The organism is Enteractinococcus coprophilus, from assembly GCF_006716305.1.
GTDB lineage: Bacteria > Actinomycetota > Actinomycetes > Actinomycetales > Micrococcaceae > Yaniella > Yaniella coprophila.
In genome coordinates this window covers 276,677-292,330 of record NZ_VFOU01000003.1, presented here as the reverse complement: position 1 = coordinate 292,330, position 15,654 = coordinate 276,677, and the positions used below count along the sequence as shown (strand labels likewise).

Annotated in this window: 15 protein-coding genes and 1 tRNA gene; 10 read left to right on the top strand and 6 right to left on the bottom strand. The window is 56.5% G+C overall.

The window, feature by feature from the left end:
• The first annotated feature begins 10 nt into the window (after positions 1–10).
• The 3 genes from FB556_RS09375 to FB556_RS09365 all read left to right on the top strand — a co-directional run bounded on the left by FB556_RS09375 (position 11) and on the right by FB556_RS09365 (position 3,040).
• Positions 11–739 carry a TVP38/TMEM64 family protein gene (locus FB556_RS09375; protein ID WP_141867061.1) on the top strand — a complete coding sequence of 243 codons (729 nt, stop codon included), beginning with the start codon at positions 11–13 and terminating at the stop codon, positions 737–739.
• An 88-nt stretch (positions 740–827) separates the two neighbouring features.
• Positions 828–1,460 carry a TetR/AcrR family transcriptional regulator gene (locus FB556_RS09370; RefSeq protein WP_141867059.1) on the top strand — a complete coding sequence of 211 codons (633 nt, stop codon included), beginning with the start codon at positions 828–830 and terminating at the stop codon, positions 1,458–1,460.
• A gap of 59 nt (positions 1,461–1,519) precedes the next feature.
• On the top strand, positions 1,520–3,040 hold the full coding sequence (locus FB556_RS09365; RefSeq protein WP_281280487.1) for an MDR family MFS transporter: 1,521 nt from the start codon (positions 1,520–1,522) through the stop codon (positions 3,038–3,040).
• A 75-nt stretch (positions 3,041–3,115) separates the two neighbouring features.
• On the opposite strand, the gene FB556_RS09360 is transcribed toward FB556_RS09365, so the two are convergent.
• From FB556_RS09360 to tmk, 4 genes are all read right to left on the bottom strand, one after another.
• Positions 3,116–3,188 (bottom strand) — tRNA-Thr (locus FB556_RS09360).
• A 75-nt stretch (positions 3,189–3,263) separates the two neighbouring features.
• Positions 3,264–4,796: an alpha/beta hydrolase gene (locus tag FB556_RS09355; RefSeq protein ID WP_141867055.1), complete on the bottom strand. Its 1,533-nt coding sequence runs from the start codon at positions 4,794–4,796 to the stop codon at positions 3,264–3,266.
• 18 nt (positions 4,797–4,814) lie between these two features.
• Positions 4,815–5,987, bottom strand: a complete 1,173-nt coding sequence (locus FB556_RS09350; protein ID WP_141867053.1) for a DNA polymerase III subunit delta' — start codon at positions 5,985–5,987, stop codon at positions 4,815–4,817.
• Complete coding sequence (gene tmk, locus FB556_RS09345; protein ID WP_246057345.1) at positions 5,984–6,616, bottom strand: dTMP kinase; 633 nt, start codon at positions 6,614–6,616, stop codon at positions 5,984–5,986. The genes FB556_RS09350 and tmk overlap by 4 nt, the downstream gene beginning before the upstream one ends.
• Positions 6,617–6,684: 68 nt before the next feature.
• On the opposite strand from tmk, the gene FB556_RS09340 reads away from it, so the two are divergent.
• From FB556_RS09340 to FB556_RS09325, 4 genes are read left to right on the top strand one after another with little or no spacing between them, the layout of a single operon-like run.
• Entirely contained in the window at positions 6,685–6,999 is a 315-nt protein-coding gene (locus FB556_RS09340; protein WP_141867049.1) for a DUF2516 family protein, read from the top strand.
• 19 nt (positions 7,000–7,018) lie between these two features.
• A complete protein-coding gene (locus tag FB556_RS09335) occupies positions 7,019–7,765 on the top strand; it encodes a phosphoglyceromutase (RefSeq protein ID WP_141867047.1) in 747 nt (248 codons plus the stop codon).
• Positions 7,766–7,790: 25 nt separating this feature from the next.
• On the top strand, positions 7,791–9,764 hold the full coding sequence (locus FB556_RS09330) for a chorismate-binding protein (protein ID WP_141867045.1): 1,974 nt from the start codon (positions 7,791–7,793) through the stop codon (positions 9,762–9,764).
• Positions 9,761–10,591, top strand: a complete 831-nt coding sequence (locus FB556_RS09325; protein WP_141867043.1) for an aminotransferase class IV — start codon at positions 9,761–9,763, stop codon at positions 10,589–10,591. The genes FB556_RS09330 and FB556_RS09325 overlap by 4 nt, the downstream gene beginning before the upstream one ends.
• On the opposite strand, the gene phoU is transcribed toward FB556_RS09325, so the two are convergent.
• Positions 10,588–11,244, bottom strand: a complete 657-nt coding sequence (gene phoU, locus FB556_RS09320; RefSeq protein ID WP_141867041.1) for a phosphate signaling complex protein PhoU — start codon at positions 11,242–11,244, stop codon at positions 10,588–10,590. The genes FB556_RS09325 and phoU overlap by 4 nt on opposite strands.
• 196 nt (positions 11,245–11,440) lie before the next feature.
• Here phoU and FB556_RS09315 point away from each other — a divergent pair, with 196 nt between their 5' ends.
• The gene (locus tag FB556_RS09315) at positions 11,441–12,649 is read left to right on the top strand and encodes a sensor histidine kinase (RefSeq protein WP_246057343.1); all 1,209 of its coding nucleotides are present in this window, start codon (positions 11,441–11,443) and stop codon (positions 12,647–12,649) included.
• On the top strand, positions 12,649–13,329 hold the full coding sequence (locus FB556_RS09310) for a response regulator transcription factor (protein WP_141867037.1): 681 nt from the start codon (positions 12,649–12,651) through the stop codon (positions 13,327–13,329). The genes FB556_RS09315 and FB556_RS09310 overlap by 1 nt, the downstream gene beginning before the upstream one ends.
• A 70-nt stretch (positions 13,330–13,399) precedes the next feature.
• Here the strand turns inward: FB556_RS09310 and FB556_RS09305 are convergent, their stop codons facing one another.
• Positions 13,400–13,951: a hypothetical protein gene (locus FB556_RS09305; RefSeq protein ID WP_141867035.1), complete on the bottom strand. Its 552-nt coding sequence runs from the start codon at positions 13,949–13,951 to the stop codon at positions 13,400–13,402.
• 243 nt (positions 13,952–14,194) lie between these two features.
• Here FB556_RS09305 and cysS point away from each other — a divergent pair, with 243 nt between their 5' ends.
• On the top strand, positions 14,195–15,643 hold the full coding sequence (cysS, locus tag FB556_RS09300; RefSeq protein WP_141867033.1) for a cysteine--tRNA ligase: 1,449 nt from the start codon (positions 14,195–14,197) through the stop codon (positions 15,641–15,643).
• Positions 15,644–15,654: the final 11 nt, after the last annotated feature.

Here is a 15,654-nt window from a genome sequence, read left to right as displayed (position 1 = left end):
CAGTAAAATCATGGCTTCTGAACATGAAGGGCGAACGCAGCCGGAGACGGATAGTACCGCCGAAGACAGTGGAATCCACTGGGACTCAATCATCCGCAACACTGCATTGATTATCGTGCTGCTGGTTCTATTGTGGTTGGCGTTCAATGTTCGCCTACCCTCTGCCGATTCGCTGCAGCAGATGATCGCGTCCTGGGGCTGGGCTGCCTGGTTGGTGTTTATTGGAACATATGCTCTCGTGGCTCTCACCCCCATCCCTGTGACGGTTATGGCGGTCACCGGTGGTCTGCTATTTGGCACCCTCGAAGGAAGCATCCTGTCGATGATCGGTGTCTTTATTGGCTGCTGGGGCGCTTATTGGATTGCCCGGGGGTTAGGGAAACAAGCCACCGCCCGACTACTGGGATCGCATTACCGCACGGCGGAACGACATTTGAACCAGGCCGGCTTTCAAGCCGTGGTGATGCTGCGCCTGTTACCAGGCTTTCCATATTGGCCGGTGAACTATGGCAGTGGAGCGTTTGGGGTGAGTCAACGCGATTTTCTGCTGGCAAGCGCGCTCGCGATCATTCCCGGCCAGGTCTCACTAGTGGCCATTGGCAGTTTCATCTCCAACCCCAACGTGGCAAATGGTGTGGTCGTTGGTATCGGCTGGGCGGTTGTGCTGGTGATGACATGGTGGGCGTACCGACGGTGGACGATTGTCAAAGACCAGTCACCGAAACCCGCGAACGACTAGGTGCTGGAATAGCGTCGCGCCTATGCTGAGAGACGATCCAGAATAAAAACTTGCAGAGTGTGCAAGATTTTGTTTAGCGTTGAAATCTATGACAGAGCATGCAGCAGGATTAGGACGTCGACAACAGAAAAAACGCGAAACTCGTCGCGCTATCCGGGACGCTGCACTCGACCTCGCGCTAGAAAATGGCCTCGAAAACCTCACGGTTGAGGCCATTGCGCAAACCGCAGGCGTTTCGTCGAGGACATTTTTCAACTACTTTTCCTCCAAAGAAGACGCTTTGGTCACGCAAGCTGCCGAAGGCGCAGACCAGGTCTGCAAGTTGCTGTTGGAGCGCCCCAGCGACGAACCGCCTCTGGAAGCGTTTCGCAATGCGGTGATATACAGCAACTATTTCGGCGCAGATCCGGTGAACCGTGAACGGGTGCTGGCCCGACAGCGACTCACCCAGTGCCATCCGTCACTGATGGCACATCACCTAGGCAAGATCGCCATGGTCGAGCGCACGTTTGCTGACGCGCTCGCAGAACGTATGGGTGTGGATGCTGAGGGCGATATGACGCCGCAATTGCTGGCCGCCGTGGCGATGAGCGCCATTCGAGTGGCGGTTCGCCAGTGGGTTCACAAAGGTGACCTGCCGCTGTATGACTTGCTCGAGACGGCGTTTAAACAATTAGAACACCTTGGACTTGCGACCCAACACCCCGAGCCAGCCGGTTAATGGTGGAACAGGTAAATAACAACACGACATCGCAGAATTCTCAGGAGAAGGACCCTCTATTGGCTAGTGAAATCACCGGATCTATTCCGACCGTGGAAGCACGGTATAACACGGCGCAGCACGAACACACCAACGTCAAAGCTGACAAGTCACGCCGCCGAAAACCGGTGAACCGCAATGTTGTCCTGGCCACGTTGGTTTCTGGAGCATTCGTGGTCATTCTCAATCAGACGTTAATGAACACGGCGTTGCCCGCGTTGATGGAAGACTTCGGCATCACCGCCAATTCAGCTCAGTGGGTCACCACGATGTTCATGCTGGTCAACGGGATCATGATTCCGGTGACCGCATTTCTGATTCAGAAGTTCACCACACGAAGCCTGTTCTTCGCCGCCATGGGACTGTTTACCCTGGGCACGTTATTAGCCATGCTGTCACCGACCTATCCGGTCTTGTTAGCTGGAAGATTCATTCAGGCAGCCGGTGGTGGCATTATCATGCCTCTGATGCAAACCATTTTGTTTGCCATCTTCCCGATGGATAAGCGCGGCCAAGCAATGGGTACGTTCGGGCTGGTCATCTCCTTTGCGCCGGCCATAGGACCGACCATGTCGGGTTGGATCGTTGAGCATTTCCCATGGCAGACGCTCTTTGCGATCATGCTGCCTATTGCGATCATCGACATGATCATTGCCTATTTCATTCTCGATAACGTCACTGAATCAACGAACCCTCGGCTCGATGTTTTGTCTATCGTGCTGTCCACCTTCGCCTTTGGCGGGATGCTCTTGGGATTTGGTAACGCAGGAAATACTGGGTGGGACAGTGTCGAAGTGTTGGCACCGTTGATTATCGGGTTTGTTAGCCTCGGACTATTTATCTGGCGTCAATTGGTCCTGCCCGAGCCAATGTTGGAACTCCGGATTCTGAAGAATCCGATGTTTACGCTCAACACGCTGTTGGGCATGGCGGTGTTTATCGCCATGATTGGTGGGATGATCATCCTGCCGCTCTACATGCAGAATATGGCCGGGTTTACGGCCACCGAGTCAGGCTTGATGTTGCTACCGGGTGCGGTGATCATGGGATTGATGTCGCCGTTGACCGGTAGAGTCTTCGACCGTTTCGGCGCCAAATGGTTAGCCGTTGTCGGTTTCGGGCTGCTGGCTTCCTCGACGCTGATGTTCACTGCGCTGACACCTGAAACATCATTTGCCTACCTGGCAATATTCAATGCGGTTCGCATGTTTGGCACCGCCATGGTCATTATGCCGGTAACGACTGCCGCCCTAAACCAGCTGCCACAGCGGATGATTCCGCACGGTACCGCACTCAATAACACGATGCGTCAGGTGGCTGCCTCGGTCGGGACCGCCGTATTAGTCACGGTCATGACCGGCACTGCCCTCGATCCTGTGGTACATGGCAATGAAGGGCTTGTGCACGGCGTCAACATTGCATTCATCGTGGCGGGTGTTGTCGCAGCGATCGGATTCATCGGCGCGTTCTTTATTCGAGGTTCTCGCCCCGTAGCGCCGCAAACACCCGAAGACGCCACTAGCACGGGCGAGTCAAAATAATTTCTGGTCAGAAAAATACCCCGGAACCCACAAAATCGTTGGGGTTCCGGGGTGGTTACCTCTTCAAGGGACCAGAGCCGACTACCGGATTTGAACCGGTGACCTGCTCTTTACGAGGGAGCTGCTCTACCAGCTGAGCTAAGTCGGCATGGTCGCTGTTGGTACAACGTCCGATAAGCGATCATAGCTAGTTCGGGGTCGGTTGGTCAAAATACGCCAAACATTACTGGCACACCAGACCATCTTCCGGTAGCTCATCGTCCAAGATGTAGTTATCGATTGCTTCGACAATGCAATCATTATCCGGAGAGTAGGCACCGTGTCCTTCACCCTCTACGGTGATGTGAATGCTGTTGTCGAGTTCTTCGGCTAACTGACGAGAAAAGTGGATCGGGGTGGCCGGATCGGATGTCAGACTGGCCACGATAATCGGATCGGAGCCTTCAGCCACGATGGAACCGATTGGTTCTGCGGGTTCCACAGGCCACCCATTGCAGCCGGTTGAATACGACATAACCGGACCGAAGATCGGCGCGTTTTCGGCCAGTTCTTCGGCTTCGACAGATGCCTGCTCCAGGGTCTTTTCGGTGGCCGTGTAATCCAAGCAGTTGATCGCGTTAAACGCATCCATGTTGTTGGAGTATTCACCGTTAGGTTCACGACCGTGGTAGGCGTCAGCCAGGAATAAGAATAGCGGCTGGTAATCCGAGTTCGCGAAATCGTTTTCGATGCCCTGTTCAAACGCCATAGCCAACATGTCCCAGCCCTCTCGGGAGTACAGGGGGGTGACAATCCCGAAGAACAAATCTGAAGCCGGTTGAATACGACCGTTGGGGTATTGCAGTGGTTGTTCTTCCACCTGGGCGATGAAATCCTTGACCGCCGTGAGGACAGATTCAGCATCGCCTGGCTGACCAACGTTGCATTCGCTATTATCTGCACACCACTGCGCCCACTCGTGCAGGGATTGTTCGAAACCGGCCGACTGGGCCTTTGTGACTTCAAACGTCTGCGCACTGGGCGCTAACACCGAGTCCAACACAAACTTGCCGACTTGCTCGGGGAACTGCTCAGCATATGTCGCCCCAAGTTTCGTGCCGTAAGAAATGCCAAAGTAATCCAGTTTCGGCAGCTCAAGAGCCGCGCGGATAATGTCCATATCTTTGGCAGCCGAGACCGTATCTGCGAATTTGACGATATCGCCGGAGCGCTCCAGACAGTTTTCGCCGAGTTCACGGGTCAGTTCGATTGAGGCTTCCCAACCTTCTGATGTCGAGGAATCATGTGACGTTTCTCGTGACTCATCGAACTCCTCACCCGTTAGACATACGACAGGTTCTGAAGCGCCCACCCCGCGAGGATCAAAACCAATCGCCGAAATATTTTCCGCCAGCCGGTCCGATAACATCAGATCGACCTGGTCTTGGACAAAAGAAATACCAGAGGCCCCGGGACCGCCCGGGTTGAACAGCACCGGCTGTCGGTCTGCGTTGTCGGCAGCCCGCGTCAGGTGAATCTGAATCGTCTCGGCTTCGGGATGGGCATAGTCCAGGGGTACATCCACCGTGCCGCACTCAAAATCATCAACGCCGTCACAGTCATCCCATGCCACCGTCTGATCATAGAAAGTTGCCATCTCGTCCGAAACGGAGTCAGGAATGCTGACTGCGGGCTCGGCGTCGTCACTGGCACAACCGGTGGCCACCAACGCGATAATGGCGCCCAGTGCGGCTAGGGTTCGAGAGGATTTGAACACGAGGTTTCCTTTGCGTGGTTATAACGGGGCATGACGGCGGGTGCGTGGAATGAAGGCTAACAACATGGCCTCCAAGGCCAACAGAGGCGGGACGTTGCCGGCCAGGCGGCGCCGCGCTTGGGTGATCGCCTCGAGCGCGCTGAGACAATGTTCGGCGCTGACCGTTTGAGAATACTCGGTCAGCTTGGCACGCAGGTGTTCATTAATGAGCGCGGTATCCGGGGATACATGTAACAGGAGTACATCGCGGTAGATGCTGGACAGATCGATCATTGCACGGTCAAGCGCATCGTGGATGGCCCGCCGGTTGCGTGCGGTCTGGTTGTCTTCCATCCGACGAACGTGGATGCGCAGCTTCGGCGGGATGGTTTCGTCTTCGGTCAGCCCCAACGAGCGCAGCAAGCGGGCGCGTTCTGCCGCGTTACGATCCGACGACGACGCCTCAGCCTCATCCTGGACGAGTTTGTGTAAATCTTCGGCGGCCTGGACCGCTGCCGAGGCCGAGCGGATAGTCAGCGGCAGGTGAGCAATCATATCCCGGCGTTCGCGAGCCTCGGGGGAGCGGGCCAACCAGCGGGCTACTCCCACGTGAGATTGCGAGGCTCGGGCACAGACCTCGGCCAGTTGCGGGTCAATGTTATCGCGCTCGGTGAGTAGTCTAGCGACATCTTCAACCGAGGGGATCACAAGGTTGACGTGCCGGGTACGGGATCGGATGGTCACCAGCACGTCGGCGGGGGAGGGTGCGGAGAGCATCCAGATGGTGCGCTCGGGTGGTTCTTCAATTGCCTTGAGTAAAACGTTGGTGGCCCGCTCGGTCATGCGGTCGGCGTCTTCGATGATAATGATGCGCCAGCGCCCAGTCGAGGGCCGGTCATGCGCGGTGGCAACCAGATCGCGCACGTCTTCGATCGCATAGGACACCTTCTCGGTGGTCACGATGTTCACATCCGCGTGGGTGCCGGCGGCAATCGTGACGCACGCCTGACAGGAGCCGCAACCACGATCGGCGGGTTCTGGTTGTTCACACTGCAGAGTTTGCGCGAAGGCTCGAGCAGCCAGCGAGCGCCCCGAACCCGGCGGTCCGGTAAATAACCACGCATGCGTAGGGGCTGTCATTGTTTGCTGGCCGGTGAGTTGGTCGATGACTGCGTGCTGACCGGCGAGAGATTGCCATACCGAATTGCTCATGAAATGGTCACTCCGAACTTGATCGACAGGTGGCTGAGGATTTCATCGGTAATCGCTTCCGGCGTTTGCGAGGCGTCGACGATCAGGTGACGCTCAGGGGCGGCCTTGGCCTGGTCTAAGAAGGAAGCTCGCACTGCATCCTGGAACCCATCGGGGGCTGACTCCATGCGATCGGCTATCTCGCCACGAGCAACCCGACGACGACACGCCATGGTCTCTGGCAGGTCCAATACGACGGTCACATCGGGGGCCAGACCTCCGGTGGCATACGCATTGATATCGACAATAGCCTGCCTGCTCAAACCCCGCCCGGCGCTCTGATACGCAATGGAAGACCCAACAAAACGATCCGAGATGACAATCTGTCCGGCTGCCAAGGCCGGAGCGATGGTTTTGTCGATGTGATCGGCACGCGCAGCCGCAAAGATGAGGGCTTCGGTGGTGGGAGTAATATCGTGCTCCGGATCTAATACCAGCTCGCGCAGTTTCTCTGCGACGATAGAACCCCCGGGTTCTCGGGTGACGACGACGTCGTTGCCGGCGGTGCGCAACCGGGTGGACACACCGACTACCTGAGTGGACTTTCCCGTCCCGTCGGCGCCTTCAAACACCACAAATAAACCCGTCACGACACAACCTTTCAAATTCTGACCCTCTCTAGCCTAATACCCCGGCGCACAGTCGCTAGACTAGCTCCATGGACTTATTGCGCATGGTGTTGATGATCGAATATGGGCTGCAAGCCGGATTAGCTCTTGTGGGCGCTGGCATGGTGATCTGGGCAATGTTCGATGCGATCCGTCGTCCGGCGTCGTCGTTTGAAAATCATTCCAAACAAACCAAAACCACCTGGCTGCTCATCCTGGGTGTGGCTCTGATCTTCGGCCTGGGCTCAGCATCGCTGACTATTCTCTACGGCGGACGGATGGGACTGTTCGGCCTCGCCTCGATTGTGGCTGCCGGCGTCTACCTAGCCGGTCCCAAGCGCGAATTCCAAATGTGGTCTTACTAAACCAGGTAAACTCATCGTTATGGCTACAACATCAAAACTGGTCTTACTGCGTCACGGACAGTCCACCTGGAACGAACTCAACCAATTCACCGGTTGGGTCGATGTTCCGCTGACCGATCGAGGCCGCACAGAAGCAGCTCGCGCCGGTGAGCTGTTAAAAGAACAAAATATTTTGCCCGACGTCGTCTACACCTCGCTGCTGCGTCGTGCCATTACTACCGCAAACTTGGCGCTGGAAGCCGCTGATCGTCAGTGGATCCCAACCCAGCGCAGCTGGCGTCTCAACGAGCGTCACTACGGTGCGCTGCAGGGGATGAACAAAGCCGAGGTGCGTGACGCTCACGGTGAAGAAAAGTTCATGGAGTGGCGTCGCTCCTTTGACACCCCACCGCCAGCGCTCGCGGACGATCACGAATACTCCCAGGTCGGCGACGAACGCTATGCACTGTTGGGCGAGGACCTGCCCCGCACGGAATGTCTCAAAGACGTCGTGACCCGCCTGGTCCCATACTGGTATGACAACATTGTGCCGCAACTGGCCCAGGGCAAAACGGTACTCATTGTGGCCCACGGCAACTCGCTGCGTGCACTGGTCAAACACCTCGAGGGTATTTCAGATGACGATATCGCCCAGTTGAACCTGCCCACCGGTGTGCCGTTCATGTACGAACTGGATGACGCGTTGAAGCCCGAGGGTGAGGCCCGCTTCCTGGATCCAGAAGCCGCTGCTGCAGGTGCCGCAGCCGTTGCTGCCCAAGGAAAATAATGCACCGAAGTGTGGAGACACCCGCATGATACTTGTCGTCGACACCGGCGGGTTCACCACGAATATTTTGGCCCACCAGCTCGGGGCGGTACATATTGTGCCCGCTGCCGAGCTGGTGGCGTTAAATCTCACGGATTATACCCACGTCGTCATCTCGCACGGCACCGAAACCCCGGATCTATCCGCGATACTCGAACACCCAGCGTTGCCGGTATTAGCCATTGGCTCCGGGTATCAACATCTTGCCGCAGCCTATGGCCATGACACAGTAGCCCCGCCACAACCGGTCTATGGGGATGCGGTAACCCATCGTCACCACGCCGCCGGAATCCTCACGAACGTCGAGAGCCCGGTCGAACTCATCAGCTATCACGCCTGGCGAGTAACGGGCATGGCTCCCACAATCTTTGACGTCCAAGCCGTCGACGACGCTGACGCCGCGCTGGTGTATCGCGTCAAGGAAACCAACCACTGGGGCATGCATTGCGATCCAGCCGCATTGCAATCCACCACCGGTCCGCAGATACTGGAAAATTTCCTCGCACTTGCGCCCGTCACCTCAACACTTGTACCGTCACAGGCCGCATCGGCGCCAGCAGCACGCCGGCTTCCGGTATTTACCCGAACTGTCTTGGGCCAACTCGATACTGCAGCCACCTTCCGGACGCTGCAGCATGGTACCCCTGCAGCATTCTGGTTGGATTCGGCCGCGGCGCATCTCGGACAAGGTGAGACCACCATCATGGGGACCAATGTCGGTGAGCTGGCCCAAACTATACGCTGGGATGTGGCCACAAATCTTTTGGACATTGATCATGCCGGTGAGCACACCACGACGACCCAGAGTGTGTTTGATTACCTCCAACACCACGCTTGGCAACCCGAACAGCCGCTTGATCTTGAAGGCTTCACCGGTGGCTGGGTCGGATACTTAGGTTACGAAGCCCAACAGTCCAGTCTGGCTGGACACACGAATACGCAGCAGGCCACCACGCCCGATGCATATTGGATCAGACCCCAAGCCTTTATCCGCTATGACCACCCCACGCAGGTCACCACGCTGGTGGCATATGCCGACGTCGACCTGCTGGAAACACTCCACGCCACCCTGGTCTTTGGGTCAGGTGAACAACCGTCCCCGCAGCGACCTGGCAAAGTGGCGGGACACTGGCGGTTAACGGCCGAAGAGTATCAACACCGCGCCACCAGTATTCAATCGATGTTGCATCGTGGTGAGGCTGCAGGCATTTGTTTGACGGATACCTATTGTCTGGATGACTACGACGGCGACACCCTCGATCTATATAACCGCTTGCGCACAAAAAATTCGGCACCATATGCCGGGTATTTACGCTTTAACACGTTCGGTGATGAACTGGAAGTTTTATGTGCCTCACCGGAAAAATTTTTGAAAGTCGATGGCAATGGTCTGGTGGAATCCAAACCCATCAAGGGCACGGTAGCGCGCAGTAACGATTCCGACCTGGACGCACAGCTCGCCCAGCAGATGGCCAATGACCCCAAAATCCAGTCGGAAAACCTGATGATCACCGACCTCCTCAGAGACGACCTCGCCAAAATCACCGAACCAGGCTCCGTCCGAGTCCCCAATCTGATGGCCGTCGAGAGTTTTGCCACGGTTCACCAATTAGTCACCACGGTGACCGGCCACCTGCAACCGAACACCCCGGTAGCTGAGGTAGTCAAAGCGGTGTTTCCCGGCGGCTCGATGACCGGGGCACCAAAACTCTTCAGTGTCCAAGCTTTAGAGACATTGGAAGCTGGACCGCGAGGCATTTACTCTGGGGCCATGGGATGGTTGGGCGATGACAATACCGCCGAGCTCAATGTCGTCATTCGCAGCATGGTGATTGACTCCGGGCACCTGAGCATCGGCGCCGGGGGTGCGGTCGTTGTAGGCTCTGATCCGGTGGCCGAAGAACTCGAAAAACATCTCAAGGCCCAAGCCCTTCTGGACAGCATCGCAGAACAATCATGATCGGACTCCCGCAGTACTTCATTTGGACCGGACACGATTTTGAACCCACCGAACCGACCATCGGTGGTGACATCCTTGTTGCTGATTCGTGGCGGGTCCACCGGGGTCATATCTGGGGGTTGGCGGATCATCTCCGTCGCTTCTTTACCGGCATGACAGTCCAGGCCGATTCCCTGGGCACTTTCCCACCCATTGACGAAAAGATTTTCGCAACCGCCGTGCGTCGATGCCTGACGCTCGTTGCTCAGCAGCATCCAGAAGTCGACCTGTTCCCGCGGATCAGCCTGGAAACTCATGGCACGACACGACGACTTGTCCTGCTGGCGCGCATGGCACCAATGCCGCGGACCACAACGAGCTTATGGATTCCGCACTACACCGACCCGCGCATCAAGCCGACGGTCAAAGGACCAGACATCGACCTGATGCGCGAGTTGGTGTCCGAAGCGCCCACTGATGATGTGGTCCTACATGACGGCACCAACGTCATTGAAACGACCACCGGGACGCTACTGGTCTGGCAGACCCCAGATGAACTGGTGATCTGCCAAGCTAGCCAGCAGCTCGCTTCGATATCCGCTCAACGCATCGCCAAATTTGCGAAGTCACAAAGTCTACACGTGACTCACCGACCGGTGACTATCCAACAGATAGCCTCCGGGGAGTACCCGGTGTGGTTTGCCAATACGTTGCACGGGATCTCTCCGGTGACCACCATCGGGTGCTCATCCGGAGAAAAACTTCTCACCGCCCACCCGCACACTGCGCGTTGGCAAGCCGCGTGGTGGTCGCAATTTCGTGGCGTCTCGCCAGACGAGCACGCCTAGGGGATGACCGGTGGTTCCCATTCGCCGGTCACCAGGTAGGCAATCTTGCGACTAATCGACACCGCGTGATCGCCGAAGCGCTCCAGCCGCATGGTCAACAGGGTGAGGTCTTGAGCCTGTGGAGCGGAAAGATTCCACACGTTGTCGGTGACGTTATTCATAATCTGCGAGTGCAAAATGTCGACGTCGTTGTTGAGCTTGACGATTTCACGGCCTTCGGCCAGGTCGTAATTGGTCATCAATCGCTGTAAGTGTTCACCTACGGTAACGGCCAGCTCTGCCATCTCGGCCACCTCTGGGCGGCTGGGTTCCGGGATGACAGAAATTGGGTCTCGCAGCCGAACCAGGGCCGCAACGTGACGCGCAAGATCGCCCATGCGTTCCATCGACGACGACACCCGAAGCGCAGCAACCAGCAGGCGAAGATCCGTGGCCACCGGGTTTTGCAAAAGCAACAGCTCAATGGTGCGCTCATCCAAGGTGTTTTGGAGATAATCAATACGAGCGTCTTGAGCGATAACTGTTTCGGCGAGGCCGACGTCTTGGGCTTCCAGAGCAACCCGTGCTTGCTTCATAGCCCGATTCACTAAGGTGGCCATTTCGACGAGATCGTCGCCGACGGCCTCCATTTCGGCCATAAAGAGTTTGCGCATGTGATGAGTCCTTGTAGATACGTTCAGTGATTGCAAGCCAATATACCTGCCCAACGCTGTCCACTGTCTCTAAACAAGGTAAACGAGCGGTGAATTCTGCCAGACAAATACGTGTATTAGGGCCCCAATGACGAAATTGGGGCACTGGGCTATGAAAAGTATGGGTACTGTTACAACTGTGGATAGTCTAGTTTCTGTGGCCGTTCTTTTCGGATTGGCCGGTGTGATTGTGACGGTAGGTGCCATGGTCGCCTTCCGAATTTCGTCGCGTTCCCGAATTGAACGACTGGCGGATCACGAACAGTCCATCCCAGAAGGCGCCCTTGATGTGTTGGCTGTTGTGGGACAAGCGTATGTGATTGTCGACGCCGCCGACACCGTGGTCCGGGCCAATCCGTCTGCTTATGCTTTTGGTTTGGTTCGGGGCAATCAACTCGGGCACAAGCAACTTGCCGAACTGACAACGCGCGTGCGTACCGCAGGACAACTCTATGATTATCGTTTTGAAATTCCTGCCGGGTCATCACCAGAAGGCCACTGGCTGGTACACCTAAGGGCGGCGTCGATTGGTGATCAATACGTTGTGATCATGGCCGAAGACCGTTCCCAACAGCACCGCACCGAAGCCATCCGCCATGATTTTGTGGCCAACGTTTCTCATGAATTAAAAACCCCGGTGGGCGCGATGAGTCTGCTAGCCGAGGCAATCGAGGATGCCGCAGACGATCCTGAAGCAGTACGCCACTTTGCCAGCCGCCTGACGATCGAATCGATGCGCCTCGCTGCGCTGGTGCAAGACGTCATTTCGCTGTCTCGACTCCAGGGACGCGACATCGTCGAAACCGCCGAGCCGCTCGACATTACCCGGCTGGTTTCTGAAGCCATCGACCGGGTTCGCACTGAAGCATCTGCTCGCGATATCTCGATTCACAGCCGCCATCCAGAACCGCTGTCGGTTTACGGTGACCACGACCAGCTCATGGCAGCAATCCGAAACCTCATTGATAACGCCGTCACCTATTCACCCGATGGTTCTACGGTCTGGGTCGAAGTGACCAAGCACGACGACGTCGTCCATATTGCGGTATCTGATCAGGGCAGCGGTATTGCCGAGGAAGATCGCGAACGCATATTTGAAAGATTTTATCGAGTTGACTCAGCCCGATCCCGTTCCACGGGTGGCACGGGACTCGGGCTGAGCATCGTCAAACACACCGTGTCGAATCACGGTGGTGAAGTCATGGTCGAATCGGTGGTTGATGAGGGTTCCACCTTCCTCATCCGTCTTCCTGCATTGGATCCCGAAGCGCATGAAGCCGCCACCGAAGGAACCGAACCGGATACCCAGACTGTGAATAACGGTCCTCAAACACAACACCCTGCTCAAGGAAAAGGAAAACACTGATGACTCGGATTCTTGTCGTTGAAGACGAACCGTCCATCTCTGATCCGCTGTCGTACTTGTTACAACGGGAAGGATACGAGGTTACCGTCGTTGAAGACGGCGTGGAAGCCGTGGACGAGTTTGAACGCAATGGTGCCGACCTGGTGCTGCTAGACCTTATGTTGCCCGGTCAACCTGGTACGGATGTGATCCGCCAGATTCGCCAGGAATCCCAGGTACCGGTCATCATGCTCACCGCTAAGGATAGCGAGGTAGATAAGGTCGTCGGTTTAGAACTGGGCGCTGATGATTACGTGACCAAGCCGTATTCTTCGCGCGAGCTTATTGCTCGGATCCGGGCGGTCATGCGGCGCAATGCCGAATCTGATGAGCTCATCCCGGATACGGTATCTGCCGGCCCGGTACGGATGGACGTCGAGCGTCACGTCGTGTCCGTTGATGGCGCCGAAATTACCATGCCACTCAAAGAGTTTGATCTGCTGGAAATGCTGTTGCGCAATGCCGGTCGGGTGATGACCCGCGGTCAGTTGATTGACCGGGTTTGGGGGCCCGGCTACGTGGGCGACACGAAAACCCTCGATGTGCACATTAAGCGTCTGCGCTCGAAGATCGAACCTGATCCATCGGCGCCTCGCTATCTGCTGACTGTACGCGGTCTCGGTTATAAATTCGAAGCTTAAGGCACCCTGGGTGTAGTTAAACGTTTGGGGCCGGTCACACGACCGGCCCCAAACGTTTTAAGTCTCAGGATTATTCATCACGGTGGTACTGACCTTGAAAGTCGTACAGGTGTTCGCTTTGTTCGCGTTCATCGAGGTCGCCAGGGTAGAGCTCACGATATTCCTCCAGGGTTGGTGGCAATACCGAGACGTTGAACTCAATAGAGTTGCCAAATGCAGTGGCTACACCGTCTGCCAGACCGCCCGGTTCGGTACCGACCGACTCGAGGATGAGGTCTTCTTCTTCCAACATCAGCTGCTCATTAGCATCCAACGAGAACTCGAAGGCTTTATTGTTGTTGATCTTGAGTTCAACAGACTGCCGCTTGCTGGATTTGTTGTGAATGGTGCCCATCACGCGGCCGGAATCGTTTGCATCATTAGTGATGACGCCGATGTTCAAGAAATCCACGGTGTCGCTGTTGGCGGTGTCATCGGCAGAGACAGTCGTCTGGGTCCCGTCGGAGGGTGCATACTCGAACGTTGTTGCCTGCGGGTTAATGGCCGAGCAACCGGTAGTGCCCAGAATGGCAGCCAATGCCAAGCCGGCAAATACGTTCCGGCGAGTTTTGTTGACCTTCACGATGGTTCTCCTCGTAAAAATAAGGTGCGCTAGAGGTGATGTTCTACCTTGCCCCGGGTTGAATTCGCCCGCACAGCAAGAAGCTTTCGTTCTGAGGTTATCGTATCGGACTAAATATAGGCCACTTTGCGACAACATATCTCGCAGCCAGGTTGCCCACAATTGTTCCGCAGTGACCTTTCATATAGTAGCGCGCGATGCAGATTACCTTGTAGACAGCGGTCTGAGCTAAAATCGGGCAGCGTGGGACAACGATTTTATGATACCGCCACCGGTGCAATCCGGGACTTCACTCCAATTGTTGATGGTGAGGTCTCTATTTACTACTGTGGCGCAACCGTGCAAGGTAAACCGCACGTGGGACATATTCGCTCAGCGGTCGTCTTCGATATCCTGACGCGCTGGCTAGAATACGCCGGATACCGCGTCACTTTGGTGCGCAATGTGACGGATATCGACGACAAAATTTTGACCCGCTCTGCCGAATCCTTCGACCCAGAATTCACGCCTACCGATGACTATCCGGCGTCTGAGCCGTGGTGGGCGTTGGCCTATCGCTTTGAAAACGCATTCGCCGCGGCGTATGCGGCCCTCGGGGTACGTCGTCCCACGTATGAGCCACGCGCAACTGGACACATCCCCGAAATGATCCAGCTGATCCAACGACTCATCGACGCCGGACACGCCTACCAGGCGCTAGATGGTTCGGCTGATGTGTATTTCGATGTGAAATCCTGGCCAGCCTACGGGGCTTTGACCCACCAGTCGGCAGACAATATGCAAGACGCCGAAGATGCGCCGACTCGCGGTAAAAAAGACCCGCGCGACTTTACCCTATGGAAATCCACCCAGGAGTCAGATCCGGCGGGCGCCTCCTGGCAAGCCCCCTGGGGAGCTGGACGACCCGGCTGGCATATTGAATGCTCAGCAATGGCCACCAAGTATTTGGGTCGACATTTCGATATCCACGGCGGGGGACTGGACCTGCGATTCCCACACCACGAAAATGAGCTCGCCCAATCCAGTGCGGCCGGCGATCGCTTCGCGAACTTCTGGATGCATAACGGACTGGTCACCGCACAGGGCGAAAAGATGTCCAAATCAGTCGGCAACACGGTGTCCCCGGAAGAGATGTTGTCTATGGCCCGGGCCGGTGCCGTCCGGTATTTCTTGGGCCAAGCGCATTACCGTTCGCAACTTGACTACCATCCCGCAGCGCTTGAAGAAGCCCAAAGTGCGTTAGAGCGGATTGAAATGTTTCAGGCCCGTGCCGCCGCACTGTCTTCCACCCCGGTCGGCTTGGACACTGTGCCAGAACAGTTTTCTCGTGCCATGGAAGATGACCTCAATGTGCCAGAAGCATTGGCCGTGCTCCACGCAACCGTGCGGGCGGGGAATTCAGCGCTTGATGCCGGCGATAGCGAAGCCGTCATGACCTACCTCAGTCAGGTCAACACCATGGTCGAAGTTCTGGGATTGAACTCAGCCGCAGAGGGAGACGACACCGGCTCAGCAGCCCACCGGGCGCTTGAAGCTCTGGTCGACGCCCAGATCGCAGCGCGAGCCCAAGCTCGACAACGACGCGATTGGGCCACCGCTGATGCCATCAGAGATCAGCTCGCGGCAGCGGGCGTCGTCGTCGAAGATGCGGCCGACGGCGTCACCTGGTCGATTACAGAACCCAAAGCATAAGTTTTCACAGC

What these genes read in the sequence shown, in the direction of transcription:
- FB556_RS09375 (WP_141867061.1), top strand. Translation starts at nt 11, where the DNA reads ATGGCTTCTGAACATGAAGGGCGAACGCAGCCGGAGACGGATAGTACC.
- FB556_RS09370 (WP_141867059.1), top strand. Translation starts at nt 828, where the DNA reads ATGACAGAGCATGCAGCAGGATTAGGACGTCGACAACAGAAAAAACGC.
- FB556_RS09350 (WP_141867053.1), bottom strand. Translation starts at nt 5,987, where the DNA reads ATGAGCAATTCGGTATGGCAATCTCTCGCCGGTCAGCACGCAGTCATC.
- FB556_RS09340 (WP_141867049.1), top strand. Translation starts at nt 6,685, where the DNA reads ATGGACTTATTGCGCATGGTGTTGATGATCGAATATGGGCTGCAAGCC.
- FB556_RS09335 (WP_141867047.1), top strand. Translation starts at nt 7,019, where the DNA reads ATGGCTACAACATCAAAACTGGTCTTACTGCGTCACGGACAGTCCACC.
- FB556_RS09330 (WP_141867045.1), top strand. Translation starts at nt 7,791, where the DNA reads ATGATACTTGTCGTCGACACCGGCGGGTTCACCACGAATATTTTGGCC.
- FB556_RS09325 (WP_141867043.1), top strand. Translation starts at nt 9,761, where the DNA reads ATGATCGGACTCCCGCAGTACTTCATTTGGACCGGACACGATTTTGAA.
- phoU (WP_141867041.1), bottom strand. Translation starts at nt 11,244, where the DNA reads ATGCGCAAACTCTTTATGGCCGAAATGGAGGCCGTCGGCGACGATCTC.
- FB556_RS09310 (WP_141867037.1), top strand. Translation starts at nt 12,649, where the DNA reads ATGACTCGGATTCTTGTCGTTGAAGACGAACCGTCCATCTCTGATCCG.